Source organism: Ensifer sp. GW101-20A05 (assembly GCF_059424735.1).
Genome location: NZ_JBWKZT010000002.1, coordinates 1 through 26,714 on the forward strand (window position 1 = coordinate 1; position 26,714 = coordinate 26,714).

22 protein-coding genes and 4 pseudogenes are annotated in these 26,714 nt (G+C 60.5%); 15 read left to right on the top strand and 11 right to left on the bottom strand.

Features of this window, described 5'->3' with window-relative positions; genetic code table 11:
• Positions 1 to 78 precede the first annotated feature (78 nt).
• Together AC070A_RS05120 and AC070A_RS05125 are read left to right on the top strand one after the other, a co-directional pair.
• A pseudogene (locus AC070A_RS05120) lies at positions 79 to 441 on the top strand (arylsulfatase); the annotation flags it as partial.
• 106 nt (positions 442 to 547) lie between these two features.
• Positions 548 to 889 (top strand): hypothetical protein, encoded by a 342-nt coding sequence (locus AC070A_RS05125; protein WP_492383732.1) that lies wholly within the window; start codon positions 548 to 550, stop codon positions 887 to 889.
• A 221-nt stretch (positions 890 to 1,110) separates the two neighbouring features.
• On the opposite strand, the gene AC070A_RS05130 is transcribed toward AC070A_RS05125, so the two are convergent.
• Positions 1,111 to 2,544, bottom strand: a complete 1,434-nt coding sequence (locus AC070A_RS05130) for a DUF1254 domain-containing protein (protein ID WP_112995124.1) — start codon at positions 2,542 to 2,544, stop codon at positions 1,111 to 1,113.
• A gap of 830 nt (positions 2,545 to 3,374) precedes the next feature.
• On the opposite strand from AC070A_RS05130, the gene AC070A_RS05135 reads away from it, so the two are divergent.
• Positions 3,375 to 3,713, top strand: a complete 339-nt coding sequence (locus tag AC070A_RS05135; protein WP_113479791.1) for a DUF2147 domain-containing protein — start codon at positions 3,375 to 3,377, stop codon at positions 3,711 to 3,713.
• Positions 3,714 to 4,085: 372 nt separating this feature from the next.
• Here AC070A_RS05135 and AC070A_RS05140 read toward each other — a convergent pair whose 3' ends face one another.
• Positions 4,086 to 4,442, bottom strand: a complete 357-nt coding sequence (locus AC070A_RS05140) for a hypothetical protein (protein ID WP_113479793.1) — start codon at positions 4,440 to 4,442, stop codon at positions 4,086 to 4,088.
• Entirely contained in the window at positions 4,439 to 5,542 is a 1,104-nt protein-coding gene (locus AC070A_RS05145; protein ID WP_494773556.1) for an IS5 family transposase, read from the bottom strand. Before AC070A_RS05145 ends, AC070A_RS05140 begins: the two co-directional genes overlap by 4 nt.
• Before the next feature lie 31 nt (positions 5,543 to 5,573).
• Here AC070A_RS05145 and AC070A_RS05150 point away from each other — a divergent pair, with 31 nt between their 5' ends.
• The 7 genes and pseudogenes from AC070A_RS05150 to AC070A_RS05180 form a co-directional block, all read left to right on the top strand.
• Positions 5,574 to 7,283, top strand: coding sequence for an adenylate cyclase (locus AC070A_RS05150; protein WP_492384382.1), 1,710 nt, complete (start codon positions 5,574 to 5,576; stop codon positions 7,281 to 7,283).
• Between the two features lie 131 nt (positions 7,284 to 7,414).
• The gene (locus tag AC070A_RS05155) at positions 7,415 to 8,200 is read left to right on the top strand and encodes a DUF2092 domain-containing protein (protein ID WP_112995119.1); all 786 of its coding nucleotides are present in this window, start codon (positions 7,415 to 7,417) and stop codon (positions 8,198 to 8,200) included.
• Positions 8,197 to 8,409 carry a hypothetical protein gene (locus tag AC070A_RS05160; RefSeq protein ID WP_112995118.1) on the top strand — a complete coding sequence of 71 codons (213 nt, stop codon included), beginning with the start codon at positions 8,197 to 8,199 and terminating at the stop codon, positions 8,407 to 8,409. Before AC070A_RS05155 ends, AC070A_RS05160 begins: the two co-directional genes overlap by 4 nt.
• A 77-nt stretch (positions 8,410 to 8,486) precedes the next feature.
• The gene (locus AC070A_RS05165; RefSeq protein WP_492384383.1) at positions 8,487 to 9,758 is read left to right on the top strand and encodes an alpha/beta hydrolase; all 1,272 of its coding nucleotides are present in this window, start codon (positions 8,487 to 8,489) and stop codon (positions 9,756 to 9,758) included.
• Between the two features lie 11 nt (positions 9,759 to 9,769).
• Positions 9,770 to 10,553, top strand: a pseudogene (locus tag AC070A_RS05170) (hypothetical protein).
• A gap of 125 nt (positions 10,554 to 10,678) precedes the next feature.
• A pseudogene (locus AC070A_RS05175) lies at positions 10,679 to 11,351 on the top strand (tyrosine-type recombinase/integrase); the annotation flags it as partial.
• A 49-nt stretch (positions 11,352 to 11,400) separates the two neighbouring features.
• Positions 11,401 to 11,536, top strand: a pseudogene (locus tag AC070A_RS05180) (IS91 family transposase); the annotation flags it as partial.
• Between the two features lie 325 nt (positions 11,537 to 11,861).
• On the opposite strand, the gene AC070A_RS05185 reads toward AC070A_RS05180, so the two are convergent.
• Positions 11,862 to 14,975: an efflux RND transporter permease subunit gene (locus AC070A_RS05185; protein WP_492383734.1), complete on the bottom strand. Its 3,114-nt coding sequence runs from the start codon at positions 14,973 to 14,975 to the stop codon at positions 11,862 to 11,864.
• Complete coding sequence (locus AC070A_RS05190; RefSeq protein ID WP_113480195.1) at positions 14,975 to 16,087, bottom strand: efflux RND transporter periplasmic adaptor subunit; 1,113 nt, start codon at positions 16,085 to 16,087, stop codon at positions 14,975 to 14,977. Before AC070A_RS05190 ends, AC070A_RS05185 begins: the two co-directional genes overlap by 1 nt.
• Positions 16,088 to 16,184: 97 nt before the next feature.
• Here AC070A_RS05190 and AC070A_RS05195 point away from each other — a divergent pair, with 97 nt between their 5' ends.
• The 3 genes from AC070A_RS05195 to AC070A_RS05205 all read left to right on the top strand — a co-directional run bounded on the left by AC070A_RS05195 (position 16,185) and on the right by AC070A_RS05205 (position 18,526).
• The gene (locus AC070A_RS05195) at positions 16,185 to 16,769 is read left to right on the top strand and encodes a TetR family transcriptional regulator (protein ID WP_112995113.1); all 585 of its coding nucleotides are present in this window, start codon (positions 16,185 to 16,187) and stop codon (positions 16,767 to 16,769) included.
• A gap of 52 nt (positions 16,770 to 16,821) precedes the next feature.
• Positions 16,822 to 18,099, top strand: a complete 1,278-nt coding sequence (gene fabF / locus AC070A_RS05200; protein WP_113480194.1) for a beta-ketoacyl-ACP synthase II — start codon at positions 16,822 to 16,824, stop codon at positions 18,097 to 18,099.
• 175 nt (positions 18,100 to 18,274) lie between these two features.
• The gene (locus AC070A_RS05205; protein ID WP_113133940.1) at positions 18,275 to 18,526 is read left to right on the top strand and encodes a hypothetical protein; all 252 of its coding nucleotides are present in this window, start codon (positions 18,275 to 18,277) and stop codon (positions 18,524 to 18,526) included.
• Between the two features lie 238 nt (positions 18,527 to 18,764).
• On the opposite strand, the gene AC070A_RS05210 is transcribed toward AC070A_RS05205, so the two are convergent.
• Positions 18,765 to 19,628 (bottom strand): class I SAM-dependent methyltransferase, encoded by an 864-nt coding sequence (locus AC070A_RS05210; RefSeq protein WP_112995110.1) that lies wholly within the window; start codon positions 19,626 to 19,628, stop codon positions 18,765 to 18,767.
• A 35-nt stretch (positions 19,629 to 19,663) separates the two neighbouring features.
• A complete protein-coding gene (locus AC070A_RS05215; RefSeq protein ID WP_112995109.1) occupies positions 19,664 to 20,311 on the bottom strand; it encodes a TetR/AcrR family transcriptional regulator in 648 nt (215 codons plus the stop codon).
• 281 nt (positions 20,312 to 20,592) lie between these two features.
• Here AC070A_RS05215 and AC070A_RS05220 point away from each other — a divergent pair, with 281 nt between their 5' ends.
• Together AC070A_RS05220 and AC070A_RS05225 are read left to right on the top strand one after the other, a co-directional pair.
• Positions 20,593 to 21,486: an NAD(P)/FAD-dependent oxidoreductase gene (locus AC070A_RS05220; RefSeq protein ID WP_218373157.1), complete on the top strand. Its 894-nt coding sequence runs from the start codon at positions 20,593 to 20,595 to the stop codon at positions 21,484 to 21,486.
• A 21-nt stretch (positions 21,487 to 21,507) separates the two neighbouring features.
• Entirely contained in the window at positions 21,508 to 21,981 is a 474-nt protein-coding gene (locus AC070A_RS05225) for a methyltransferase family protein (RefSeq protein WP_113480275.1), read from the top strand.
• A 511-nt stretch (positions 21,982 to 22,492) separates the two neighbouring features.
• On the opposite strand, the gene AC070A_RS05230 is transcribed toward AC070A_RS05225, so the two are convergent.
• Genes AC070A_RS05230 through AC070A_RS05245 form a run of 4 tightly spaced genes read right to left on the bottom strand, consistent with a single transcriptional unit; the run spans position 22,493 to position 26,702 of the window.
• Complete coding sequence (locus AC070A_RS05230) at positions 22,493 to 23,926, bottom strand: aldehyde dehydrogenase family protein (protein ID WP_218373158.1); 1,434 nt, start codon at positions 23,924 to 23,926, stop codon at positions 22,493 to 22,495.
• Between the two features lie 12 nt (positions 23,927 to 23,938).
• On the bottom strand, positions 23,939 to 25,084 hold the full coding sequence (locus AC070A_RS05235; protein WP_375374118.1) for a fumarylacetoacetate hydrolase family protein: 1,146 nt from the start codon (positions 25,082 to 25,084) through the stop codon (positions 23,939 to 23,941).
• On the bottom strand, positions 25,062 to 25,961 hold the full coding sequence (locus tag AC070A_RS05240; protein ID WP_112997064.1) for an aldose 1-epimerase: 900 nt from the start codon (positions 25,959 to 25,961) through the stop codon (positions 25,062 to 25,064). The genes AC070A_RS05235 and AC070A_RS05240 overlap by 23 nt, the downstream gene beginning before the upstream one ends.
• Positions 25,962 to 26,702 (bottom strand): SDR family oxidoreductase, encoded by a 741-nt coding sequence (locus AC070A_RS05245; protein ID WP_112997066.1) that lies wholly within the window; start codon positions 26,700 to 26,702, stop codon positions 25,962 to 25,964.
• Positions 26,703 to 26,714 lie beyond the last annotated feature (12 nt).

The window sequence follows — 26,714 nt, forward strand, 5'->3', positions numbered from 1 at the left end:
AAATGCTGTCCCGGATTTAGTGAAATCGCTGTCCGGGATTTAATGGAATCCATGTCCGCGAATTACCGAAACCCGCACCTTAGCAAAGGCGACTTCGGCGTCGGGCGCGGCAAGGTGGTGTTTCTCTACAACCTTCTCGATCTCAAGCGCACGATGTGGGAAGGGCCGGAACTGGAACCCGGCAAGCATGAGATCGTCTTCGAGTTCAAGTCCGATGGTCCCGGCCTCGGCAAGGGCGGTACCGGCGTCCTGTCGGTGGACGGCAAGCAGGTGGCGACAAACGCGCTGGAGCACACGATCCCGGTCACGTTTCCGGAGGACGAAAGCTTTGATGTCGGGCAGGACACACGCACAGGCGTAGCCATGATCGAATATCGCTACGACGCTCCGTTCAAATTCTCCGGCAAGATCGAAAAGCTGACCTTCAAACTCGGCCAGTAGATTCAAGGAGGCCCAAACCGTGGCACGGCGCAGTGCCGAGGCGTTTAGGAGACGACATGCCGGGAACTATGGGGGCGCATGAAAGGCTATTGCTTTCGATCACGGGGTGGTCGAAGCCGCGACGGGCTTGTCGTTGATTGTGATGCCCTCACTCTTGGTCGAAGTACTGCTCGGGGCAGCACCGGATGCCGTTATTGGCCTGACAGTGGCCCGGGTAGCCGGGGCGGCAGTCCTCGCCTTGGCCGTCGCGTGCTGGCAGGCGCGAAACGATGTGGAAGGCAAGGCGGCAAAAGGAATGGTCACGGCGATGCTTCTCTACAATCTCGCCGTCGTCGCAATCCTCGCACTCGCATGGCTCCGTCACGGCATCTCCGGAATTGCCTTTTGGCCTGTTATCGCGGGACATCTCACGCTGGCCGTCTGGTGTGTGGCGTGCAAGTCGGCATGACCTCGCATCGCGGGCGCCCGTCGGGGAGCTTCGAGATCTGATCGTGGTTGGGTCTTGGTTTAAGCGGCAAAGAGGAGAAGCAGATAGAAGGGTCACAGCAAGCTACGGAACGGTGCTGGCCTTTGGTGCCATCCCCCAGGATGGACGGCGCTTCCGTCTTCGGCCAGTACAAGCGCGACGGCCAAGAGAGAGGCGCCAGCCAGATCGATGAGGCGAGGAAATTATCCCGCCACGACGATGCCGGGCGGCTCCCACGTCCCTTCCCCCGGCGGCAGGATGGATGGCGCTTCCGTCTTCGGCCAGTACAGGCGCATCACGAGATAGATCGTGTTATCGGGCGCAGGCAGCCAATTTGCCTCCTTGTCTGCGCCGGGGCTGTCTTTTTGGATGTAGAGCGTGAGCGAACCGTCGTCGTTCTTCGTCATGGCCGACAACATCGGCGAGTTGATGAGGTAACGGTTGATCGGGTTTTCGATCAGGAGTTGAGACTTGCCGTCATACATGGTCAGCGACCAGAATGCGTTCACCGGCGGCTGTTGACCAGGTGGGAACGTCAGCGTGTAGTTGTGCTTGCTGCCGTCGAGCGTTTGGCCGTCGCTGTCAACACGCGTGAACGGATAGGTCGCTTCCTCCGGGTCGTTCCCATAAATGCCGGCCTGAGCGGCGACGGCACGCTTCATCCAGTCGCCATTGTAGTGGGCGCTGTCGCCTGGAAGGCCGCTAACCCGCCAGCCATTGATCGTCTTGCCGACATTGGCGACGGCCTCGTCGACCTTCCGCTGTCCTTCCTTCATGCCAAGGCCGAAGTCTAGTTTCTGCTCCAGTGTTAGGTCCTTGAAATTGAAGGTCTTGCCTGGCCCGACGCCGATGCGTGCCAGCTTGGCGCGGATCTCCTTCTCATTTTCCTGCGCCGGCGCGAATTGCAGCGCGAAGTCGAGATAGTCGAAGAAGTTGGTCTTCACCAGTTCCTTGTCGATCTTTGGGAAGTCGATAGCTAGCGCCGCCGGCGGCGGCGTCTGCTTCAGATAGGCAGAGAGCATCTGCACCTTGTAGCCGGCCTGCACCTGCTTGACGTTGTCGAGATCATCCGGGCCGAAAAGCTGGGTGCGATAACCCGCAAGAGAAAACTGTGTGCTCGAACGAAACACCTGCTTGATGCCCGCCGGGGTGTCACCCGTCCAGTCGGGCCCCACGACCATGTAGTCGCCGGCCTCGCTCCCTGTGGCTCGGGTGCCGATATAGCCGTAATTGTAGGTATTGCCGTCGCAGAGCATGACCGAGTAGTAGCGCTTCGGGTCGATCGCTGGCACCGAGAGCACCACCGGTTCCGCCCGCAAATCCAGCCAGGCGAAGGAATAGGGCGTGTCGCTGTTGGGCGTGACGATTGCCGTATCTTTGTAGGTGAAGACGTTAGGCTCATTCTTGATCTCATTGAACGGCGCCTTGAACTGCCCCGAATTGCGATCCACCGCGTACTCGTACATGATGGCATAGTTCATCACGAGCGGCAGGCCGTAGATGAAACCTGCCTCGGCGATGTCCTTGGCCTCGATGATACCGGGGGTGCTCTGCGCCATTAGGAGGCTTGGCCTCGCAATCGCGGCGCCGGCGGCGATCGCCGCCGTGGATCGAAGCAGATCTCTCTTCGTCAGCATGTTCTTATCCCTTTCTTATTCGATCAGTTGTCGAAACGACCCGAGCTGTAGGGCAGCTTTGGAACCCTGGACGCAATTGTCCAGTTCATTGGCCTGGTGGCGAGGTACTAACAGGAAGTGAACGCTGCGATAGTCAGGATCGCCGCAAAAACTACATGTCTGTTGGTCATTGCCAGTCCGATCAAAAACACTGTTGAGCTCGGCCGTCCCGGGCCGATGGCCAAGGCGTTGGCCAAGTCGAGATGCTCTATGGGATTTGGCGAAAGGAAAGTATCTTACAGTATCCAACACCCCTACCACGGCCGCCTCCTCCTTTCTTCTGGCGAGGAAACGGCACAATGACAGCGTTGTCGAGGACCGTCGCTATCTCGTCCCTGAGGCAGTTCACGAGTTCCACATATTCGGCAAGGCGCTCGTCCCCGTTGGGGACCGCAGCCTTGTTGAACGACAGTCGGAGACGATCCGCGGTGGCGAAGTCATCGCACAAGTCGCGGAAACTTTCGTCGCGGGCAGCAAGTTCATCGATCAGGCTGGTCCGGTCAGCGAAACATCGTTTCACGAGAGAGACGTCGCAACCCATGAGTGGCCCCCAACGCCAGTGCCGGATCGGAGCGGCCTGACAAACGAACTTTCGTTGGGTTCACATGATGCACCAATACTCTCGCATAGGCACCGTATGTTACAGTTCCAGTGTAGCGGAAAGCCGCTTGCCCTACACCGTTCAGACGATGAACATAGTTTCACCTACAGCGCCTACCAGATGTTACGGGCAGGAGGCGGCAAGCGCGGTGTAGGTTCAGAGCAGCAGAACTTCCCGTTCATAGGAAAACATGATGCGTATCTTCACCATAGCCGCGATACTCACCCTGGTTGCAAATAACGCCCACGCAGACGATCCGATCGTTGGCAACTGGAAGACAGAGTTGGGCGACACCGCCGCCATCGCCTCTTGCGGAGGAGGCTATTGCATCACTTTGAAATCTGGCAAGCACGCAGGCAAGCAGATCGGCACCTTCCACGGCAGGGACGGCGAATATGCAGGGAAGATAACGGATCCCGATGCAAACAAAACCTATGACGGCTCTCTTGCTATTTCGGGCAATGCCTTGAAAATGAAGGGGTGTGTTCTGAAGGTCGTCTGCGAATCTCAGACCTGGCCGCGGATGTGAAAGCCAGTATTCCTCCCTGAAACCACAGTTGTCTCCCGATGGTCGCGTCTGACGTTGCCTGGACCCACACCGCCGATGACAACCTCACTCGACAACCATCTGCGTCGGTAGCGCACGCGGGATTACGTCGCCGCGATGACCTAGACGAGCCGCTGTTCGCGGCGTAGGTTACACCAAGTGACGCTAACTAAATCTGTGATTGTCGCGAGTTAGCGGGCCTGGTGGGGAGCACTTGATGGACACCTCTGTGGCACACGGGTGCGCGGACGCGACAGGGTCACTGCCAAGCCCGGCGGAGATTCGGGTCCAGCTCACGCGCATCGTTTCCAGTCCGGAGTTTCCACGCACGGGCCGCGGTGCGGCTTTTCTCGCTTATGTCGTCGAGGAAGCCCTAGCAGAAGAAGTCTCCCGTTTGGCCTTTAGAATGGCCTCGTCGCCGTTGTGATAAGCGAAAGTGATCTCGATCGAGCCGCTGTCGAGCAATTCGGCATGACCGTCACCTGAGACTTCGTCCATTTCGTCGCATCCTGCCCATGTGAAGGAGACCATGGACGTGCTGTAGCCGAGTTCGAGGCCCGCTTGCATCGCACCGAAGGCGATTTCGCCATGACCGTTGGCCCTGATGGTGATTGTGGCGGGCTCGACCAGGTCGAGATAATCCCGACCCCACAGATCGGCCTCGACAATCCGCCAGCGGCCGATCAGGCGGCAGTTTCTGGCCGCGCTCATGACAGCATCGCTATCAGCTTCGGTAGCCGTACCAGATTGTAAGCGGCGGCCGCGAAGGTGAAGGCCCATCCGACGCGGTCGCGGCCACGGAACTTCGTCTTGTCCTGCCCCGCGACGGTCTTGATCCAGCCGAACGCCTCCTCGATGCGCTTGCGGATGCGCAAGCTGACTCCATAGCCGGAATGGCGCGTCGTGCGTTCATCAATGGCCGAGCGGCGACCATTAACATTCTGCGCCACATGCGGCGTCACCTTCATCCAACGCAAATCTTGGACGAAGTCCTTTGTGTCATAGGCCTTGTCGGCACCCAGCGTGATCGCTTGTGGCCGGTCGGCGAAAGGTTCGATCATGTGCAGCGCCGCTACCCGTTCAGCATATCCGCTGGCCTCTGTCAGATAGGCATCGACCAGCAGGCCGTGGCGATTCTCCATCAGCCCATGCCCCATGAAGCACAGCTTGGCCTCCTTGCCTTTGCCCTTCTTATAAAGTCTTGCGTCTGGGTCGGTCGTTGAAGCATGCGTCTCGTTGGAACGCCTTTCGCCATGAAAGTCTGCTTCCTTATTCCGACCGCCCGCATCCGAAGGTGGTTCGCCATGATCGCCCTTTGGGCCGTCCTTCGGCTTGAAGCTCTTCATCGACGCCCAGGCTTCGATCAGCGTGCCATCGACAGAGAAGTGGTCCGTTGACAGCAGCCGCTTTACTTTGGGCTGCGAAAGGATCGCACCGAGGAACTTCGCGGCGATGTCGCCTTCCAGCAACCGGTCGCGGTTCTTCGAAAACACCGAATGGTCCCAAGCTGGATCGTCAATGCCAATGCCGACGAACCAGCGGAACAGAAGGTCGTATTCCAGCCGCTCCATCAAAAGCCGCTCCGAGCGGATCGAATAGAAGGCTTGCAAAAGCATGGCGCGCAGAAGCTTCTCAGGCGCAATCGATGGCCGCCCGATCGGCGAATAGAGCGCTGCAAACTCCCGTTCCAAGAAAACCAGAGCGTCGTTCACGATCTGCCGGATTGCCCGCAGCGGATGATCACGACGAACTCGATCCTCCAGATCGACATAGCTGAAGAGTTCACTCGTCCTCACATCGCCGCCGCGCATCCATCAACCCCGAAACTCACGAAGCCAATGAATCACGGCTAAAGCCTTCAGGCCAGATCCTTTTTTCAACAGCCTGCTAGCGGGGCGCGCGCACCGCCTGAAGGGATACACGATCGCGATCGAGGTGTTCAAACGCAACGAAGACTTCACTCAAGATGACCCTGTCGTTCGCATCGAGGCCGGGCGATTGAGGCACACGCTCGAGCGCTATTATCTCGTCGCCGGCCTGCAAGACCCCATCAGAATAGATATTCCGAAAGGGCATTATGCGCCTTCGTTCGCCTGGAATGGCACGGCATCAACGCGCCCCGAGATAGAGACCGTTCGCGAGCATGACGAACAGGCAGACCGATCTCCGTCACGGATTCGGCGGACCGCGCTTGTTGCCTTCCTTTTCGGCGTTGCAGGCTTGGCCACGCTCACGTTGTGGGCTGGCGACCATGTGATCAAGGCGGCAAAGCGGGCCGGCGGCGCCAAAGCCCCCGACGAGCCGACGCTGGTGATCGCACCCTTCGCAAATCTCGGGGGCGATCCCCAGACGCAGCTCTATACGGCCGGACTGACTGAGGAGCTGCTCACCGATCTCCCACGGTTCAAGGAAATCAAGGTCTTCGGTCGCGAGACCTCGAAGTCGCTTTCCCCAGAGGTTGGGGCTTCTGAAATCCGTGGCGAGTTGGGCGCTCGTTATTTGCTGGCGGGCGGCGTCCGGGTAACCGGCTCCAAGGTGCGGGTGACGGCTCGCCTGTTAGACACATCTGACGGAGCAATCCTCTGGTCGCAGAACTACGACGACGACCTGACCAGCCGCGAACTTTTTGCTATCCAATCCGACGTCGCGAGCAAAGTTGCGACCACTGTTGCTCAACCTTACGGCATCATCGCGCAAGCCCAGACCGCCAGCGCTCCTCCCGACGATCTCGACGTCTACGACTGCACGCTTCGCTTCTACGCCTATCGTGCGGAACTGAGCCCAGAGACCCACCTGGCCGCCCGAGACTGTCTTGAAAGCTCGGTGGCCCGTTATCCGACCTATGCGACCGGATGGGCAATGTCATCCATCGTGTACCTCGATGAGGACCGCTTTCGTTTCAACCTCAGGCCCGGTCAATCGACGCCGCTTGAGCGGGCATTGCGCTCTGCTCGGCGGGCGATCAAATTGGAACCGGGAAACACCCGTGCTCTTCAATCTTTGATGATCGCACTGTACTTCAACCAACAACTTACCGAGGCGCTCCAAGTTGGCGAGCAGGCCCTGGCAATGAACCCAAACGACACCGAACTTCTGGGAGAGTTTGGAACGCGCCTTGCAATCTGTGGCCAGTGGCAGCGCGGCGCAGACTTTCTTGACCAGGCGCTTTCGCTCAATCCGGGTGGCGCAAGCTATTACCCCGGGGCCAGGGCGCTCGCGGCCTACATGCTGAACGATCACGATAAAGCTGTGAGCCTCATCCGCGAGACGGATCTACAAAAGTTTCCGATGTTTCACCTCGTGGCAGCCGCCATATACGCCGAGGCTGGGTTTTTGGATGATGCGAGGCGCGAAGGAGAGATCTTCGTGAAGATGCGTCCAGATTATATTTCGAATGTCATCGAAGAACACAGAAAGCGTAACATCAAGCCGGAAGACAACGTCCGCATGATCGCGTCGCTTCGCAAAGCGGGACTCCCTGTGCCGAGCGCAGAAGAAGTGGAAGCGAAGCTATTGGCCTCCGCACCATCGCCCCAAGCGCCTTCGCAATAAGCAGATGCTACGGCTTGGGCCGCATAGAACCTACAAGAGGTTACGGGTGTTCGGCGTCCGCGGCACTTACAGTTTGCGGTGCAGGCCGCCACGGCGACCGAGTCCGACCATGCAAGCCAGAGACTAGGCCAATGAACAGCAAAGACACGACTCTCTTAGCAGCCAAGCTCGCTCTCGCTTTGGGGCTAATGGCGCCACCAGGAGCTATGGCGGGGGAAGCCGAGGCCAAGAACCTCCTCAAAGCGATGTCAGACTATCTCGCTTCGCAAAAGGCGATCTCGTTCACCTACGACTCAAACCTGGAAGTCGTCACAGGAGAACATCAGAAACTGCTGCTGGCGAGTTCCGGCAAGATCGAATTGGGGCGGCCGGACAAACTGCGCGCCACGCGGTCAGGCGGCTTTGCCAATGTCGAAATGGTCTTCGACGGCAAGACCGTGACGATCTTCGGCAAGGACACCAACCTCTACACCCAAGTCGAAGTTCCCGGCACAGTCGAAAATCTTGTCGACGAGATGCGCGAAAAACTTCGAAAGCCAGTGCCGGGAGCGGACCTGCTGCTGCCCGACGCCTATGACAGTCTGCTAGAGGGTGTGACTGACGTGAAGGACCTCGGCAGCGGCGTGATCGGCGGTGTCGAATGCGACCACCTCGCCTTCCGAGCGAAAGACGTCGATTGGCAGATCTGGATTGCGCAGGGGGACACCCCCCGTCCCTGCCGCTACGTGATCACAGCCAGCCAGATCGACGAGGCTCCACAATACAGCATTCAGATTTCTGATTGGAAGACCAGTGTCGACGTCGCGGCACAAGACTACAGCTTCGCGAACGCGACGGGCGCCAAAAGAGTCGACATAAAGGATCTTGCCAACATCGACGAACTGCCCGATCACTTGACCATGGGAGACGGAAAATGACCATGCTAGGGAAACTGAAAGCAATTCTGTTTCTTGCGGCGCTGCTGCTTCCGGCGATTGATGCCGCGGAGCAGATATCGATCCTGGGGATCTACAGCGTTGCGAAGCCCGCTGAGGCTCGCGTCGGTCGCCCGTTGACACCTGTGAGCGTCGCGGGCGTTGCGCGCAGAACCGTGCGGCGCTGCGCCGTCGGCGTCTATTATTGCTAGAGCGATATCAGAGGAAATTTGGGGGCGTTTTGACCAATTCAGATATCGGCGATGCACGTGCCGCTTCAACAGGCCGCCTGCAGCGGCTAATCCTTTGCCTGCCACTGGTCATAATTTCCGGATGCGGCGGCCATCCCAAGGGAGTGCTGACGCCCGTCGCCGAGACGTCAGCCGATGCAAGCCGAGTGGATATGCTGATTACGACCACACGTGGCCGCTCGGAAACGCCGGGCGAAATGTTCACGGGTGAACGGGCGCGAGCTCCAACGTTTGCGGACATCACCGTATCCATCCCTCCTGTTCGCAAGGTAGGCGACGTGGCGTGGCCGAAGAAGCTTCCCCCCAATCCGGTCACCGACTTTGCAACCCTGAAAGCAGACGAGTTGACGAAGGACGAAGCCAAGACGTGGCTGAATGCCTCGGTCAGGAAGAGCCCAGACCGCAGCGTGCTCGTGTTCATCCACGGGTTCAACAATCGCTTCGAGGACTCCGTCTACCGTTTTGCGCAGATCGTCCATGATTCCGGGGTCAAAAGCGCGCCCGTCCTGGTGACATGGCCGTCGCGGGGTAGCCTGCTGGCCTATGGCTACGATCGCGAAAGCACCAACTACACCCGCAATGCGCTGGAATCGCTGTTCCAGTATCTGGCTGCGGACAAGGAGGTGAAAGAAGTGTCGATCCTTGCTCATTCGATGGGTAACTGGCTGACGCTGGAAGCGCTTCGCCAGATGGCCATCCGCAACGATCGCCTGCCGGCAAAGTTCAAGAACGTGATGCTCGCAGCTCCCGACGTCGACGTCGACGTGTTCCGTTCGCAGATCGAGGACATGGGCGACAAGCACCCGCAGTTCACCCTCTTCGTGTCGCAGGACGACCGGGCGCTGGCCTTTTCGCGTCGGGTCTGGGGCGACATTCCTCGTCTGGGTTCGATTGATCCGGAGCAGGCCCCTTACAAGCAGGAGCTGGCGGACAACGACATTACTGTCATCGATCTGACCAAGGTGAAGGCCGGGGACAGCATGCATCACGGCAAGTTCGCAGAATCGCCTCAAGTGGTTCAACTGATCGGTGCCCGGATTTCCGAAGGCCAGACGCTGACGGACAGCAAGATGGGTCTTGGCGATCACCTCATAGCCGGGACGACAGGAGTTGCGGTGGCAGCCGGCAGCGCTGCGGGCCTGATTCTCGCCGCGCCAGTCGCGGTTGTCGATCAAGCGACCCGCGACAACTATTCCAACCACGTCAGCGGGTTAGCGGGCCAGTCGGGCAGCAAGCAGAAGATCGCGATCGAGTGCGGGTTTAAACAGAGCGTGGACCGTGATCCGGCGTGTCGCGCGCACCGAAACTGAAGGGGCAGCCAATGAACAGCTACATCAAACTCGGCCTGTCGGCAGCAATCGCGGCGCTGATTGGCGGCAGTGCCCTTGCCGCCGACGTTTCTCCTCTGCTCACCCAGGATCAGCAGACGGTCGAAAGCCAGGGCGGATGGTCGTTCTCGGTCGCACCCTATTTTTGGATGGCAGGGCTGTCGGGTGAAACCTCGCAATTCGGCCTCCCGACCGTGAACATGGACGCCAACTTCGATGACATTCTCGGAAATCTCGACTTCGCCTTCATGGCGGCGGGAGAGGCACGGAATGGTCGCTTCAGCGTCATCGGCGACATCTTCTACACGAAGCTTGGAGCCGATGGCGATACGCCCGGCGGCATCTTGGCGACCAGCGTCGATGTGACCTCTGAGACCTTCTCGGGACTATTGGGCGCCGGATACGCCGTCATCGATACGCCGCAGGGACATCTGGACGTCGTTGGCGGCATAAGGGTCTGGTCGGTGGACACAACGATCCGCTTCAATGGCGGCCTCCTTGGCGGCATTGAAAGGAGCGATGGCGCGACCTGGGTTGACGGCATAGTCGGCTTGCGCGGCAAGTATTCCCTCACCCCGGAAGTCTACCTGACGGGATGGGGACTGGTCGGCGGTGGTGGGGCTGACATCGACTGGGACATTGCCCTGGGCGTCGGCTACGAATTCAACGATGGCGATTGCCGGCTACAGGGCGCTCGGCGTCAACTATAGAGACGATGGATTCGTGTTTGATGCAGTCCAGCAGGGTCCAATTCTCGGGCTTGCCTTAAGATTCTAGGAGGTCCTGTTGACAAAGTGGATTGAACTAAGCCGCTATCGCGGCGAATGGGGCCGACTTTGACCGGAGCCTCCTGACTGATGGGATGGTGGTGTTGCAACCCACCCTTCAGACAGGAGGTCCAGATGGCTGAGCTTAGCCCTCTTCGCCGCCGGATGATCGAGGACATGACGGTCCGCAATCTGTCTCCGGCAACCCAGCGATCCTACATCAACGCCGTTCAGAAGTTCAGCCGCTATTTCGGTCGGTCACCGGATCGGCTTGAGCTTGAGGATGTTTCCCGCCTTCCAGGTTCATCTGGTCTCGACAGGGATATCCTGGGCATTGCTGAACCAGATCGTCTGCGCTCTCAGGTTTTTCTACGGCATCACGCTGGGCCAGAATGATGTGCCCGAGCGGATCCCGTATGCGCGCAAGCCGCGCACACTCCCAGTTGTTCTGTCGGCGGATGAGGTCGTTCAATTCCTCGAGGCGGTTTCCAGCCTGAAGGCGCGGGTGGCGCTGACCTGCGCCTATGCGGCGGGTTTGCGGGTCGCGGAAGTCTGTGGGTTGAAGGTGGAGGATATCGACAGCTCCAGGATGGTGATCCATGTCCGTCATGGCAAAGGCAGCAAAGCCCGCTATGTCATGCTGTCTGTCGAGTTGCTGGGAATTCTGCGCAGCTATTGGCGTCTGGCGCGTCCAGAATCGTTCCTGTTTCCGGGACGTGATCCCGGCAAACCTATCGAGGCGACAGTGTTGAACGCCGCTTGCCGGTCAGCCGTTGCAGCGACCGGTCTTTCCAAACGCGTCACCATCTGCTCTACGACGACGCGCCTGGAGGTGACGCCGCCGGACGAATAGTCGGGTGCGCTCTGCCTTCGAAGTCGCCGACATCCTTCGGCGGCATGGGGCGTCCTACAAACGAGAGAACGCCCGGTCACCTTGGCCGCGGCGAACGTCGCGTCGTGGGAGCTGTCGAAGCCTGCCGCACACCCAGGCTATTACGACTACTTTCTGTTCGGGCACAGCTGCCTCCTATTTTCTATTTTGTCCGACTAATACCGTAACCGCGCCGCGTGCGGCTCCGCGCATCCCGCCACCCCGACCAGCGCGTCGTCGGCTTTTGACCTGAGGTTCGCGCGCAAACTATCAGGGGGAAAAGAAGCCCCGCCATCCGAAGCTGAGGAAGAATGGCCGCTGAACTCCTGGGTCCCGGGTCCGGGTCGAGGCGACGCCGGCCGAAGATTAGGGATCCTCGATGCTGGACCGTCGACGTTCTCCTTCGCAGCACTTTGGGATAGGGCTACACACAATTTGAACATGTGGTCACTCCGCGGCGTTCGCGAGCTGCAATTGCGGAGCCTTCTCCCCTGCATGCTCATGCGTCTGCTGCTCCGTCGGCTTGATCCGGAACCAGGCCGCATAAAGCGCCGGTAGGAACAGCAGGATCATCACCGTGCCGACGGCCGTACCGCCAATGAGCGTATAGGCCATCGATCCCCAGAAGACCGAATGAGTGAGCGGGATGAAGGCGAGAACCGCTGCTAGCGCCGTCAGGATGACGGGCCTCGTCCTCTGCACGGTCGCTTCGATGACCGCGTGGTAGTCGTCCAGGCCGGCAGCCTGGTTTTCCTTGATCTGCTCGGTCAGGATGAGGGTGTTTCGCATAAGAATGCCCGCCAGCCCAATCAGCCCGAGAATGGCGTTGAAGCCGAAGGGCTGGTTGAAGAGGAGCAATGTCGGCACCACGCCAGCAAGACCGAGCGGCGCCGTCAGCATGACCATGGTCATCGTCGACAGGCTGCGAACCTGGAGGACAATAACGATCAGCATCGCCGCAATCATCACCGGGAAGATCTGAACAAGCGCGACGTTTGCCTTGAGCGATTCCTCGATATTGCCACCCATCTCGATGCGATATCCGACCGGCAGCGAGGCGATCAGGGGCTGCAGGGCCATCATCACCTCCTGGGAGACTTCCGGCGGCTGCGTCGCCTCATTGATATCCGACCGGATGGTGATGACCGGCGTGCGGTCACGGCGCTTCATGAGCGGTTCCTCGAAGCGGATTTCAGAGTGGCCGATCTGATCGAGCGGAATCGGCCGGCCATCCCTGCTGATCAACGAGAAGTCCGCCAGTCTCGAGGGATCGAGCCGGTTTTCGCCAGCGCTGCGGGCAACCACCGGGACATTGCGGATGTTCTCGCGGACCTGGGTGATGGGAGCCCCGGTCAGCAGCAACTGCATCTGCTGCGCGGCTTCAGCCGGGGAAAGCCCGATGAGGTTGAGGCGTTCCTGGTCCGGAATGAACCGGAGCACGGGGGTGCGGCTGCCCCAGTCGCGGTTTGCCTGACGAACGTCCGGCACGGTTTTCATGATGGCAAGCGCTTCCTCCGAGATCTGATAGAGCTTCTGGGGATCAGGCCCCATGATCCGGAACTCAACCGGAAACGGGGTATAGGGTCCAAACACGAGCTGTGTGACGCGCACGGATGCTTCCGGAGCGAGGCCTTCGGCGATGGCGGTGCGCATCCGATGCTTGAGCGCTTCGCGCCCCTCGGCATCGGGGGTGAGCGCCACGATCTTGGCAAATGCCGGATCCGGCAGTTCAGGCGCCATGGCAAAGAAGAAGCGCGGCGCGCCCTGGCCGATATAGCTGGTAACGATCTTCGACTCGGGTTGCTCCTGCAGCCAACGCTCGAGTTTTGCGACCGTGGCGGTGGTCGTTTCGATGCTTGTCCCTTCGGGCAGTCGAACCTCGACCAGGACTTCGGGACGGTCCGACGTCGGGAAGAACTGCTGCTTCACCGCGCCCATGCCCACAACGGAAACACCCATGGCGACGAGGACGACGGCGCATGTCATGAACTTGTGACGCGCCGCAAACTCGATGACTGCGCGCAGGCGCTGATAGTTCGGTGTGCCGTAAATGGCCGCGTGACCACCGCCGACCGGCTTGATGTTGGGGAGCATCTTCACACCGAGATAGGGCGTAAAAAACACCGCGACAATCCAGGATACGATCAGAGCAAAGCCGACCACCCAGAAGATATTGCCGGCATACTCACCGGCCGTGGATCTGGCAAAGCCGACCGGCATCAGGCCGATGATTGTCACGAGCGTACCCGACAGCATGGGGGCCGCCGTATGGCTCCAGGCATAGGCCGCCGCCTTGATACGGTCCATGCCTTCTTCCATTTTCACGACCATCACTTCGATGGCGATGATGGCATCATCGACAAGGAGCCCGAGCGCCAGGATCAACGCACCGAGCGTGATGCGGTCGAAAAAGCGGCCCGTCTCCAACATAATCAGAAAGACGACGGCCAGTGTTAGTGGCACGGCCAAGGCAACAACGATGCCGACCCGCCAGCCAAGGCTGACGAGGCTGACGAACAGGACGACACCAAGTGCCATGGCGAATTTGAGCATGAACTCGCCGACGGCTTCTTGAATGTTGACCGCCTGATCGCTGACCTTCGCCAATGTCATGCCGAGTGGGAGGGTCTGGGCAATCGCCGCTGATCTTTCCTCGAGCGCCTTGCCAAGCTCCAGGCCGTTCCAGCCCGACTGCATGACGACGCCGAGCATGATGGCAGGCTCGCCCTCATGGCGGATGCTGTACGTCGCAGGATCCTCGTAGCCACGGCGAATGTGAGCGAAGTCGGAAAGCTTCAGCGTGCGGCCGCCCGCGACAATCGGGGTATCGGCGATCGCTTGTATGTTGTTGTAGGCGCCATCGAAACGGATGAAGACCTGCGGCCCGCGCGTGTCGATAGAGCCGGCTGGCGTGACCCTGTTCTGATTTTGAAGGGCGGCTGCGATGTCCTGCGCCGAGATACCGAGCGTGGCGAGCTTGGCGAACGAGAATTCGACGAAAATCTGCTCGGGCCGTTCCCCCAAAATGTTGATCTTCTTGACGCCTGGCACATGCAGGAGATCCTGCCGGATACCTTCCGCCTGGCGCACGAGGTCCCGCATCGGCATGCCTTGGGCTTTCAACGCATAAAGGGCAAAGCTTACGTCCGAATATTCATCGTTGACGAAGGGCCCGAACACACCGGGTGGCAGGTTTCTCGCCTCATCGCCGAGTTTCTTGCGGGCCTGATAAAACTCCTCTTCAACAGCACTCGCCGGCGTGCTGTCCTTGAGGGTGACCGTCAAAAATGCGTAACCGGGGCGGGTTGTCGTTTCCACCCGATCATACCAGGTGAGTTCCTGAATACGCTTTTCAAGCGGTTCAGCGACGAGGTCTTGCATCTCACGGGCGGTCGCGCCCGGCCAGACGGCCGTGACGGTCATCGTCTTGATCGTGAACGATGGATCTTCCGCGCGTCCCAGCTTGACGAAGGCGTAGACACCCGCTGCAGCCAGCAAGACGATGAAGAACAGGGTGACCGCCCGCTCACGAACGGCGAGCGCGGAAAGATTGAAGTTCATCAGTTCGCCGCCTCTGCTTTTTCGACGCTGGTGCGGATGGTCGCGCCGTCGGTCAGAAGATGCGCGCCGAGCGCGACTACCGCCTCGCCGGCATTTAGGTTCGTCACGATCGCGTTTTCTTCGCCGAGCCGTTCGACCTTTACTTCACGAAAGTGAACGCTCGACGCTTGCGCATCGACCACCCAGACGCCAGTCCGGGTGCCATCGTCCAGGACGGCGCCGACAGGCACCTCGGCATGAAGCTGAGCGTCCTTGTTCGGTATTCTAAGCGTCACCGTTGCACCCAACGGCGCAGTTGCGGCTGCTCCCTGTAATACCCAGCGCGTTTCGTAGGTGCGGGTTTGAGGATCCGCAGCAGCAGACATCTGCCGCAGGACCGCCCCTTCTTCCGCGTCGCGGCCATAAACGGTGGCGCGGGCAAGGGCACCGATCTGAGGCCTGATATTTTCCGGCATCCAGACCAGCGCTTCACGCGCGCCCGCCTTGGCAAGCCTGACGACTGGCTGACCGGCTGATACGACCTGGCCGGGTTCGCCAAGTGTCTCGACGATAGTGCCGTCGGCGTCTGCCACAAGGAGCGTGTATGTCGCCTCGTTTTCTGCAACTTTCGCTTCAGCTTCTGCCGCGGCAAGCTGCGCTGTCGCGGTATCGAGAGCAGTCTTGGACTGTTCGTACCTCTGCGGAGACGCCGCCAGGCCATTCTTGACGAGCTCCGCGTAGCGCCTCTCGTCGGCCTGCGCTTGAATAAAGGTTGCTTTGGCGGCCACAACCGCGTTGCGTTTGGCGGCGACGGCCAGACGAAGATCTGTTTCATCGATCCGCATCAGCGGTTGCCCGGCCCGCACTTCGTTTCCGAGCTCCACCAGCCGTTCAATGATTTTTCCCGGAACGCGGAAGCCGAGATCGCTCTGCACACGTGCGGCTATGGTTCCGGTAAAGCTACGTGCCACGGCGTCCGGCGTTCTCGCTTTAATGACGCTGACAAAGGGGACAGAGGTCCGAGGATCCGCAGCTATCGCGACCTTCTCATTGGGCCAAAAGACAAAAGCTGCGGTCGCAACCCCCACTCCGACGAGGACAGCCGCCGAAGAGAGAATAAACTTCGTTTTCATGTGGTGACCCTTCTTGACGGTCGACGCGTTCTGAATAGATTGCATTCTAACTCTAAATCGCATATAGATGTCAAATGAAATCTAAAAGGAGGTCATCATGAGAGTCACTCGTGCCCAAGCCGAAGCCAACCGGGAGGCGGTGATCAACGCTGCCAGCAGGCTCTTTCGCGAGCACGGCTTTGACGGGATTGGTCTCAAGGATCTGATGAAAGGTGCCGGTCTGACCCAGGGCGGCTTCTACAAGCAGTTCGAGTCCAAAGAGGATTTGGCCGCGCTTGCGTCAAGACGGGCCATGGAGAGCGCGACGCGCAGATGGTCATCCGTCGCAGCCTCGAGCTCCGATCCACTTCGAGCCGTCATCGATCTCTATCTTTCGGCCGGTCATCGCGGCGAAACCGCGGACGGATGCCCACTCGTGGCGCTCGGGGCGGACGCGGCTCGTCAGAGTCCGGAAATCCGGACACCCTTCCAGGATGGCATAAAAGCCCACCTCCAGGTTTTGGAGGAACTGATGCCGGAGCAAGGCGAACCCCATCCGGACGAAAAGGCCATGGTCGTCCTGTCGCTGATGGTCGGCGCCGTCACGCTCTCCCGGATCGTGACCGACGAGAATCTGTCGAACCGCTTGCTCCAAGCGGCCGCAAACGAGGTCAAGCGCCTCGCCCCGCTCAGCGACGATTAGGACGACGCCCGTCCTGATCCCGCAATACCATGCAGTACATCTTGGAGTCGTCATGCGCCGTATCGTCGTCACAGGCATGGGAGCGGTTAGCCCGCTCGGTGCCAATGTAACCACTTCCTGGAGCAGGCTTCTGGCTGGCAAGTCGGGCATTCGCCGTCTGCCGGACGACATCGTCAGCGATCTTCCTGCCAAGGTGGGCGGTGTCGTTCCTTCGATGGATGAGGACGCCGACGCGGGGTTCAACCCCGACAAGGTCCTCCCGCCGAAGGATCAGCGCAAGATTGATCGTTTCATTCTGTTCGCACTCGCGGCGGCCGAAGAGGCGCTGGCGCAAGCGCGCTGGAAGCCCACCTCGGAAGAAGACCGCCTGAGGACCGCAACGATCATCGCGTCGGGGATCGGTGGCTTTCCGGCCATAACCGACGCGGTCAGGACCGTAGACCAAAAGGGGCCGCGGCGCCTGTCGCCGTTCACTATCCCCTCGTTCCTTGTCAATCTGGCAGCGGGTCAGGTGTCGATCCGACATGGGTTCAAAGGTCCGCTCGGGGCGCCGGTGACGGCATGCGCGGCAGGTGTACAAGCCATCGGCGACGCCGCGCGGCTCATCTGTGGAAACGAGGCCGATATCGCGATCTGCGGTGGCACGGAAGCCTGCATGAACACTGTAAGCCTTGGCGGCTTTGCCGCAGCGCGTTCGCTGTCATCGGGGTTTAACGACACACCCGAGCTGGCGTCACGACCATTCGACATGTTGCGTGACGGCTTCGTCATGGGCGAAGGCGCCGGCATGCTGGTGATCGAATCCTTGAGCCATGCGCTTGCGCGCGGCGCCCAGCCGTTAGCCGAGCTAGTCGGTTACGGCACTACGGCCGACGCCCACCACATCACCTCGGGTCCCGAGGACGGGTCAGGCGCCGCAAGAGCGATGCAGATTGCGATCAGACAGGCGGGCATCACCCCGAAAGAGATCCAGCACCTAAATGCGCATGCGACCTCGACCCCTGTTGGTGACCGCGGGGAAATCGAGGCGATCAAGACGGTGTTCGGGAAAGGGTCCGGTCTGGCGGTGAGCGGCACGAAGTCCGCGACCGGCCACCTTCTCGGTGCGGCTGGCGGGCTGGAAGCCATCTTTACGATCATGGCACTTAGAAACCAGATCGCGCCACCAACGTTGAACCTGAACGCGCCCGATCCGGCAAGCGACGGTATAGACATCGTCGCGCACAAGGCCCGTTCGGTCCCAATGAACTACGCGATCACCAATGGGTTCGGTTTTGGAGGTGTGAACGCAAGCGCGCTGTTCAAGTGCTGGTCCGCAATACGGGCGTGAGCATCAACCGAAAAGTCGCCACTGGCTACTCGACGCAACCTTTGATGCCACTCTCGAGGACCGGATGCGGGGTCGATTGGCGCAACCGACCTTAGGTTGCGGTGCAAGTGCCTTCTCCTATCGCCCAAGTCGCCTAGCGACTTTCCCAGAACTTGAGCCTATGCAGGAGATTACGATGCTGAAACGCTTTTTGGCAAAATGGCGACTCTGGGAGCAAGCGCTCGACGGGATAGATGACCTGCACGGGGATCATCTCGTGAACCTGGAGAAGCGCGTGCTCATCCTTGAAAGGGAAATGACATTGTTGAAGGAAACGCGCTCCTCGGAATCTCCGATTGAGCGCCTCTTGTCTCTCGACAAGCTGAACTCTGAAGGTGGAAGGGGCTCTGTGGGCATTCCTGCACTAATACCCGCTAAGGGAAATTGACTTGTTTGGATTGTATTGGTTAGCGCGGATTGGCCTGAATCGTTCGAGGGGGCGGTCAAATTCGTTCCAGAGGTAGTCGACGATGAGCGCGATATAAACCAATGGCGGCAGTGCGACCTGGGACAAAAGCCCGCCGCCCTACCTCCTCTGCGTTCCGGCCGCAAGTGGTGCGGGGTCGATCGCGTCACGGCCGACGCCGAGCCATCGAGACGGGACGTCTCCCCCCTGTTAATCCCTGTCAGCTTGCCGGATTGCGCGCGGTGACGATCCACGCCGCGCCGTCGATCATCACCGACCGCTCACCGGGGCAGCCCGCGAAGACGGCACGAACCGCAGCCGAGGCGCGGGCGCGGATATCGTCGGGCTGATCAGCGAGAGAGCGCGCCAGCGGGCCGACCTCGAGTGTCATCTTCACCGCGTCGTCGAGCGCCGCGTCCCGCGTCTCCCCCTTGCCGAACGGGATGGAGGCATCGAATGGCGTGATAGCGACATCGGTGAAGCCAGCCACCGTTAGAATACGCGCCACCCGCCCCTGGTCGCCAAACGAGAACGGGCCGGGCGCGTCGGGACCGGGCGGCGTCATCGGCGGGAGGATGCCCTTCATCGCGCCCATCGGCAAGCGCACCCAATCGTTCTCGGCCATGCCGCGCCAGCAGACGAAAGCGACCCGCGCGCCCGGCTTGAGCGCACGGCGCATATGAGTGAAGGCCGCCGTAGGATCGTCAAAGAACATCACTCCGAAACGCGAGAACAGGATGTCGAACGCGCCCTGGGGCAATTCGGTGCTGCTGGCGTCGGCCACCTGGAACAGGGCCGGCGTATCCTGCGGCGCTAGCGCGCGCGCTCTGCCGATCAGCGGTTCGGATATGTCCACGCCTAGCACATGGCCCCCTGCGCCGACGCGGGCGGCCAGGTCCAGACTAGACGCCCCCGCGCCGCAGCCGACGTCCAGCACGCGTTCGCCCGTGGTGGGCGCGGCGGCTTCGATCGCGGCCTGGCCGAACACCGCCATCACGGCATCGAGCCGGGCCTGGTAAGTGACCCAGCGCTCCCCGCTTTGGCCTTTCCAGTCGGCTACCTGATAAACATTTTTCTCTGTCATGCCATATCCTTTGTTCTGATCCGTTCTTAACCAGGCTATCCGCCCGCGTGGTCGTTCCCACCGTGTGCGGCGACGAACATGGCGACGGCGGACCGGCAATAGGATTCGATTTCGTTGTCGTCCTCTGCTCTCGCCTGATCGAAGCGTGCGATAATCAGGAGATCGGATCCTTTGATAAGCGCGGCAAACAAGCGGGCGGACCGGAGAGGATCGGGCACGTTCAGAACCGCCTTCGCGTGCAACTGACGCAACAGGGCCTCGATTTGGGCGATGACATAGGCGGGGCCGGCTACGTAATGGAGCTTGCTTAACGACTTTTGATTCGTCTTGTCCGCCATGATCATGGCTTCGACACTGCGGACGTCCGGGCTCAACAGCGTGCGAAGCAGGGATGTGCCCACCGCCATGAGCTGATGTTCGGCCGAACCGTCGACGCCTTCAATAAGAGACTGGGGTGCAAACTGATGGCAGTGGGCCGCGATGGCCGCACTGAACAGCGCCTCCTTGTTCTCGAAGTGCCGATAGATGCTGAGCTTGGATATCCTCGCTCGCTGGGCGACCTTGTCCAATGTCGTCGCTTGAAAACCCAATTCCACAAAGAGTTCGCACGCGGCGTCGACTATCGTTTGGCCAAGCGCCTCGTTGGCGGGCCGGCCGCGCCGGCCCTGGGTGTTTTCGGTCACGACAATTCCAGTCCTTGACAGTATCCTAATTCTTGAATTACGATACCATACAGTTTCTAAAATGTGCAAGCCATTGGGTAGGTTTCAACCATGTCCTCCAAATCCGGGCCGCCCGGCGATATCGAATGCGGCACCGTCCGGTCGATCAACACAGTGATGGGCGACTTTCTCGCCAATGCCGAAGCCCGGCTCGCTGCCCGTTTCGAGCGCGTATCGCTGGACGATATTGCGCACCAGGCCCAACCCACCCCCCCTCCAACCACAACACGGAGCCCATCACCATGGATGACGTCGTCATCATCGGCGGCAGCTTTGCCGGTCTCGCCGCCGCGCTGCAGCTCGGCCGCGCCCGCCGCAAGGTCACCGTTCTCGATACCGGCCTGCCACGCAACCGCTTCGCCAGCCACTCGCATGGCCTGCTCGCTCACGATCACAAGCCACCGCTGGACATCCTAGCCGAGGCGCGGCAGCAGCTAGCGCGTTATCCCACGATCAGGCTGGTCAATGCCCGGGCCGACAGCATCTCCGGCGCCATCGACGATTTCTCCATCCTCACTGGCGATGGCGAAAGCCTTGGGGCCCGCCGCCTGATCCTGAGCTATGGCGTCGCCGACCAGATGCCTGATGTTCCGGGCTTTGCCGAAGGCTGGGGCACGTCCATCGTGCCCTGCCCCTATTGCGACGGCTTTGAAGTCGCCGGCCAGCATTGGGGCCTGGTCTGGTCCGGCCCGCAGTCGCACCAGTCTGTCAGGCTGTTCCACGATTGGACCGACAGGTTGACGCTCTTCGCAGATGGTCACGACATTCCGCCCGATATCCGGGCCGATCTGGCGCATCGCAACATACCTGTCGTCGAGGGCCGGATCACCGGGATCGCCCGTCACGGGGGCCATAGCGCCACCGTCAAGCTCGATACCGGCCCCGATGTCGCGGTCGACATCCTGTTCGCGCATCCGCGCAACAAGCCGTCCGCAAGCCTGCATGAATCACTGGGTCTCGCCACGGTCGATACGCCCCTCGGCATCGCCCTCAAGGTCGACGAGCGCCGCGAAACCAGCATGCCCGGCATCTACGCCGCCGGCGACCTCGCCAACCCCCTCATGCCCTCGGTCACCACCGCATCATGGCAAGGCGCGATGGCGGGTATCTTCGCCCAACAGTCGATGCTGATTTGAGAGCACAGATTGGAGATGAGCATGGCCGTCGAACCGGACAGCGCGGGTGTGCGCTTCCCTCCGCCCTTCGTCTATCTGGGAACGCTGCTGTTGGGGCTGGCGGCGGAGCGGTTCGTCACCCTGCGCTCTTTCGGCATCGACTGGGGGTTGCTGGTCGCGACGGGCGCGCTGCTGTTCGTTGCCGGCGCAGCGATGATGCTTGCGGCGGCGGGGCTGTTCCGGCGGCTGGGCACCCACGTTCCGCCGTCGCAGCCAACGACCCTCATCGCAACGACCGGTCCTTATCGGTGGACCCGCAATCCCATGTATCTCGGCATGGCGCTTATCTATGCCGGCCTTGCGATCGGCTTCGACGGGCCGATCGCCTTCGCCTTGCTCCCGTTGGTGCTGATCGCGATCCAGACGCAGGTGATCGCCCGCGAGGAGCGCTATCTCGAAGCGAAGTTCGGCGACGACTACCGCCGCTACAAGGCCGAGGTTCGCCGCTGGCTCTGACTATTCCGCCGCTGCCGCCTGCGGGGCCTTCTTGCCGCGGCCCACAGGACGACCGTGACGTAGCCGACGTGTGCGCCCGCAGCGCGCTAACGCCCTACACTGCCGGTCAGCGGAGCGAGCCGACGTGCTGTATCGTCAGACCATGGGCAGATTTGGTTACCGCTTGCCGCCACAAATTAGCCGTCGACGCACCGCACGCCGATGTCTGCTTTCGAGAAGCGGTAACCGAGAGCGGACACACCGCCCGAATGCGACGTTAGAATATCCGATTGGCAATAACCGCTACTGGCGCACAGTCGAGGGACGCCGTGGCCAAGAAGATGTCTGCTTTAGGCCGGCGCGACGATGCCCTCTGTGACCAACATGGGGGGCGGTTGAACGCATTGATCGCGGTCCGCATTGCGCCCATCAGTGGAGGAGCTTTTCGCCTTGAAGGGAACCGAAACGTCGGCCCCTCCCCCCTTGCCTCGAATGATCTCAAGGCGGCGCGCCTCAACCTAAACATTCCCGCTTAAGCCAAGGTGTAGGCCGTCTTGACGGTGGTGTAGAATTCGGCGGCGTAGCGACCCTGCTCGCGCGACCCGTGGGACGAGCCCTTGCGGCCGCCGAACGGCACGTGGAAATCGACGCCGGCGGTCGGCAGGTTGACCATGACCATGCCGGCCTCGGCGTTGCGCTTGAAATGCGTCGCATGCTTGAGGCTGGTGGTGGCGATGCCCGACGACAGGCCGAAGGGTGTGTCGTTGGCCACCGCGAGCGCCTCGTCGTAGTCCCTGACGCGGATGACGGACGCCACCGGCCCGAAGATCTCTTCCCGCGAAATGCGCATCTGATTGGTCGCCTCGGTGAACAGCGCCGGCTGCAGGTAGAAACCGGGCGTGTCGCGCTTCAGGATCTCGCCGCCGAAGGCAAGCTTGGCGCCCTCCTGTTTGCCGATGGCGATATAGTCGGTGTCCTGGTTGAGCTGGCTCTGGTCGACCACCGGACCGATATGGGTGCCGGCCTTCAAGGCGTCGTCGATCGTCAGCCCCTTCATCCGTTCGCCCATCGCGGCCACCAAACGATCGTGAATGCCCTCGGTGACGATGATGCGCGACGACGCGGTGCAGCGCTGGCCGGTGGAGAAGAAGGCGGAGTTGACCGCCGCTTCGACCGCAACGGACAGATCGGCATCGTCAAGCACGACGAAGGGGTTCTTGCCGCCCATCTCCAGCTGGTATTTGCGATTGTGCTCGACGGAGGCCAACGCCACCCGTTTGCCGGTGCCGGTCGAGCCGGTGAAGGTGATGGCGTGCACATCGGGGCTGTCGAGCATCGCCTGGCCGACGACCGAGCCCTTGCCCATGACGAGGTTCAACACACCCTTCGGCAGGCCGGCGCGATGGAGAATGTCGACGATCGCCCAGGAACTGCCGGGCACCAGCTCGGCCGGCTTGAAGACGACGGTGTTGCCGTAACAAAGCGCCGGCGCGATCTTCCAGGCGGGAATGGCGATCGGGAAGTTCCAGGGCGTGATGATGCCGACGACGCCGACCGGCTCGCGGGTGATCTCGACGCCGATATTGGGTCGCGCCGACGGCAGCACTTCGCCCGCCAGTCGCAGGCATTCGCCGGCGAAGAAGTCGAAGATCTGGCCGGCACGCACCGTCTCGCCGATGCCTTCGACAAGCGTCTTGCCCTCCTCGCGCGACAACAGCCTTCCGAGCTCGTCCTTGCGGGCGAGGATCTCGTCGGCGGTCTTCCTCAGGATCGCGTGGCGCTCGAGGATGCCGGAGCGCGACCAGGCCGGAAACGCGGCCTTCGCCGCGGCAATCGCAGCCTTGGCATCCTCCACCGAGGCGCGGGCATACTCGCCGATCACGTCGTTGGTGTCGGACGGATTGATATTCGCAACCCCGTCACCGCCGACCCATTCGCCGGCAATCAGGTTCTGGTGCAATGTCATGGTCGGTTCCATTCAGATCAATTGACGTGCCGCGAGATAGCGCATCAGGTGCGATGTGCCAAAAGTCCAGGGACTGCACTCGGTTGACAATCGCACCGTGTTGATCAGCGACCCCAGTTGAGCGTTTGAGATCGTCACGACATCGCCGAGCTTATGGGTGAATCCCTGACCCGGGACGTCACGATCTTCGACGGGCGCAAACAGAGTGCCCATGAACAACATGAAGCCATCGGGATACTGGTGATGGGCGCCGATGGTTTGTGATACCAGATCGAGTGGATCACGACTGATCTCCTTCATCGAACTCCTGCCCTTCAGCACATAGCCATCCTCGCCTTCTATCCTGAGGTCGAGGTCGGCATTGCGCACGTCGTCGATCGAATAGCTCTCGTCGAGCAGCCGAATGAACGGTCCGAGCGCGCAGGATGCGTTGTTGTCCTTGGCCTTGCCAAGCAAGAGTGCTGACCGCCCCTCAACATCACGCAAGTTCACGTCATTACCGAGCGTCGCTCCCTTGACTATGCCTCTACTGTTGACAACCAACACGACCTCGGGCTCGGGGTTATTCCATTTCGAAATCGGGTGCAGACCCACTTCATCCCCGTAGCCGACGGCCGACATGACCTGGCCTTTGGTGAAGACTTCGGCGTCGGGACCGATCCCGACTTCGAGATATTGGGACCATACGCCTTCTTCGATCAGCGCCTGCTTGACCTTTGCCGCCGCAGGTGAGCCGGCCTTGAGGTCGCTTAAGCTATCGCCGACGAGCATTGTCACCCGCTCGCGGATTTCGGAGGCACGTTCTGGATTGCCGGCAGCGCGCTCTTCGATGACTCTTTCGAGCATCGATCGTGCGAAGGTGACGCCGCAGGCTTTGATCGCCTGGAGGTCACATGGCGCGAGGATCCGTGGCGTTTCGGACTGCGCAGGAGTTGCCGAGAGGAGCTCCACCAGATCGCAGATCGCCCTCCCCCGTTGCGCCCTGACGTATCGAACAGGATCATCCATCTCCGCGAGATCCCGCATCGTTGGCGCCTCTTTCGACGTGATGTCGAAGACTACGCCTGCCCTGACAGTCACCAACACCGGTCCCTGTTCCTCAGATGACCACACACGACCAACGAAAGTGCCAGACTTATCGAGTTCCATATCGTTCATCCCAATTCAGCGTCATTGAAGCCGTCAGTTCCTCGTGACGTTCGAGTACCCTTAAACCCGGACGGCCAACGAGATTATGTGCGTCTACCGGGTGGGAAACCGGCTCGAAACAAAAGAAGTCCGCCTTCGATCCTGGCGAATAGACCAGCGCATATCCAAGAGTATCGGAAACAGTGATCTTGACGGAAGCCGCCCCCCCTTCCTGGGAAATGATCGCCTCTCGTGCCCACCCACCGAAGGCGTTGTTAATCCAATGCTCGGGCAGTGCCCGGCCGTCGCCAAAGTTCCGGTCCGGAACCTCGCAGATGTTCTGTCGACCAGCGGGAAGATGATTGCCGTCTTCTAGCCAAAACTCCGTGGCCTGAAATTTCAGCCGAGTGCCCTCATTTCGCGGAAACCACGGATGGAACCCAATGCCGAAGGGTAACGCTTGCTGCGAGAGGTTTTGAACGCGCAGCTCCACCACCAGCCTGTCGTCCCGCAGGGTAAAGAGCTGCCAAGCGCGATAGCGAAATGGGCCGATCTCCCCATCGCATCCGAGTTCCACTGTCTCATCATTGTGAGCAAGCAAGTGCCAGTGCCGCTGGAAGCCGTCGCCGTGAATGGGGAGGGGCTCGTCTGCAAAGTTGGCAGGCACGGTGTAAAACGCGCCATCATGCTCGAAACCGCCCCCGGAAATGCGGTTCGAAAACGGAACGAGGACGTTACATCCCAGTTCGAAGGGACCATCCTCAAATCGGCCATGCCAGGGCCTCAATACAGGAAGCCAGTCTCCGCTCGCAGTTCGCACATCAAGCTGCGCGATCCCACCGCCAAGCGCCGGAACGAGCTGCAGATGCGCGCTGCCGTTCTCGACGGTGACCCGTTCGACAACCATCTACCAACCGCCGTCAATGGCGAAGTTCTGACCCGTGATCATGTCTGAGGCCGGGGAAACGAGGAAATAGACAAGCTCCGCCACGTCCTCGGGCTTGAGACGTGCCTTGATGCATTGCCGGTCCAGAACCCAATCGTTGTACTCCTGAAGTCGATCTGCAAAGACACGGTTTTCGGCCTCGGAGATGACGGCTCCGGGGGAGATGGCATTGACGTTGATGCCATAGGGGCCGAGTTCCCGCGCAAGCGACTTCGTCAGGCCGATCATCGCCCCCTTCGAAGCGACATAGGGCACATAACCATCCCACTGTCCGTTGAGTGTGATGGACGCGAAGTTGAGGATCTTTCCGCTTCGTTTTTGTTTCATCCATTCGGCACAGGCTCGCACCGCTGCAAAAGCAGCCGAGGAATTGACGCGGATTTGATCCTCGTACTCCTCGAGGCTGAAGTCCTGGAACGGCTTGTTGATGATGAGCGCAGCGTTGTTGATCAGGATGTCGATGCCACCTGACGCCTCGGCCTCCTGTCGAATGAGTTGCTCTGACCGTGCCAGGTCGTTGAGATCACAACCGAGAAAACGCGCATTCTCGCCAAGGTCCTGCGTTGTCGCCTCTGCCTCGTGACCGGGGCGATCGAGCACGATGACGGCCGCGCCTTCGGCGCTGAGCTTACTGGTCTGTGCGCGACCGAGCGTGCCGAGACCGCCTGTGACCAGCGCCACCTTTCCCTCAAGTGGTTTCATCTGCATTCCTCC